The organism is Nonomuraea sp. NPDC001684 (assembly GCF_053596515.1).
Map to the genome: position 1 here is coordinate 1 of NZ_JBSFGJ010000808.1, position 2,003 is coordinate 2,003.

General features: G+C 75.6%; 1 protein-coding gene and 1 pseudogene. One reads left to right on the forward strand and one right to left on the reverse strand.

What is annotated here, in order from left to right:
* Positions 1-867, forward strand: a pseudogene (locus ACWCSD_RS52000) (hypothetical protein); the annotation flags it as partial.
* Here ACWCSD_RS52000 and ACWCSD_RS52005 read toward each other — a convergent pair.
* Positions 856-2,003: alpha-ketoacid dehydrogenase subunit beta (locus tag ACWCSD_RS52005; RefSeq protein ID WP_449927230.1), on the reverse strand; the 1,148-nt coding region annotated here is incomplete at its 5' end. The pseudogene ACWCSD_RS52000 and the gene ACWCSD_RS52005 sit on opposite strands and share 12 nt — an antisense overlap.

The following is a 2,003-nucleotide window of genomic DNA, read 5'->3' on the forward strand; positions in this document are numbered from 1 at the left end:
TTCGGGACGATCCTGCACGCGATGTCCAAGCAGCCCGAGCTGCGGCCCGGCTCGGCCAGGGAGCTGGCGCGGCGGTTGCAGGAGGTGCAGGCCGAGCTGGGGTTGTCGGTGACCGACCTGGTGGGCCAGGATCCGGGGCCGGGGCCGGCGACGTCCACCGTCCCGCGCCGCCCGCGCGGCGGCCCGCAGCCTCCGCCGCACCCCGGCGACTCCTCCCTCCCCGCCACCGGCAGCCGGCTCCCCCACCCCCACCCCCAAGCCCCCGCCCCGCATCAGCCGGGACTGGCGGGTAACGCGGGCGTGGCGAGGCGGGTCGCCCCCACGGCGGGGGACATGGGCGGGGCTCGGCGGGAGGCCGTCACGACGCCGCCCGCCAGGGCCGGAAGCCTCGGGAGGCGTCTGCTGATCGGGGGCTCGGTCGCGGCCGTCGCGATCGGCGGCACCGGCCTGGCCGTCTACCTGTCGCTGCGCCCGCCCGCCGGTCCGGGCCCCACCGAGCGCCGCCCCGAGGCCGCGACGCCCGCGGCGACCGCCACCACCCCGCCGCCGATCAGCAAGCGGGACGTCGCCGCGCTCGCCCCCCGCAGGCTCAAGGTCACCGCCGACCGCGGCGCCCTGGTGGAGCTGAGCTGGGCGCTGCCGGCCGACGCCCGCCGCTACCCGGTCGTCCTGCAACGCTCGCGGGCGGGCGGGGGCGAGGTGACCGTCGTCGCCCTCGGCACGGGCGCCACCAGCGGCCGCGTCGCCGGGCTCGACCCGGACACCGGCTACTGCTTCCTGGTGGGGGTGCCGCTGCGCATCTCGGCGGCCACCACGGTCGCCTGGTCGAAGCCGGCCTGCGTCAGAGGGGCGCGCTCAGCCGAGTAGCTTGCGCGCCGCCTGCTCGATCTCCTCCTCCGACAGCAGGACGTGGTCGGCCGCGTCGCCCAGCGGGATGAAGCTGTCGGCCGAGGTCACCCGGGCCACCTGCCCCGTGAACCCGGCGTCGATCAGCTCGGCCGTCACGCCCTCGGACACGCCCCCGGAGTGGCGGGTCTCGTCGGCGATCAGCACCTTGCCGGTCAGCTCGGCCGCCCGCAGCAGGTCGTCCACCGGCAGGGGGGCCAGCCAGCGCAGGTCGAGGACGCGGCAGCCGTAGCCCTCCTGGGTGAGCCGGACCGCGGCGCGCAGGCTCATCCGCAGCCCGTTGCCGAACGTCACGATCGTCAGGTCACGGCCCTCGCCGTACGAGCGGGCCCGGCCGACGGGCACGTGCGTCTCACGCCAGCGCCCCGGCGGCGTGTACGGCGCCAGCCAGCCGCCGTCGCCCTCCTCGAACAGGTCACGCGTGTGGTAGAGCGCGATCGGCTCCAGGAACACGCAGACCGACCCGGCCGTACGGGCGGCGGCCAGGCAGGTGCGCAACATGGCGGCGGCGTCGTCGGGACGCGCGGGCGAGGCGAGGACCAGACCCGGGATGTCGCGCAGCGCGGCCACCGCGTTGTCGTTGTGGAAGTGGCCGCCGAAGCCCTTCTGGTAGGCGTAGCCCGCGACGCGGACGACCATGCCGTTGGTGTAGGCGCCGCGCGAGAAGAACGACAGGGTGGCGCCCTCGCCGCGGATCTGGTCGAGCGCGTTGTGCAGGTAGGCCAGGTATTGGATCTCCGGCACCGGGAGCTGGTTGGACACCGCCGAGCCGAGCGCGAGGCCGAGGATGGCCTGCTCGTCGAGGAGCGTGTCGAACACCCGCGAGCCGCCGAACCGCTTCTGCAGCCCCCGGGTGACGCCGTAGACGCCGCCCTTCCTGGCGACGTCCTCGCCGAAGACCGTCATCTCGGGGTAGACCACCAGCGCGTCGGCGAGCGTGCGGTTGATGGTCTGCGACAAGGTCAGCGGCTTCTCCGTCTCGGGCAGCGTGCCGGCGAACGCCTTCTCCCTGACCGGGCCCTCGGCCGCGGTCGGGCTGATGTTGGCGATCAGGTCGGGACGGCGCGGCGCGATCGGCTCCATGACCTCCGCGGCCG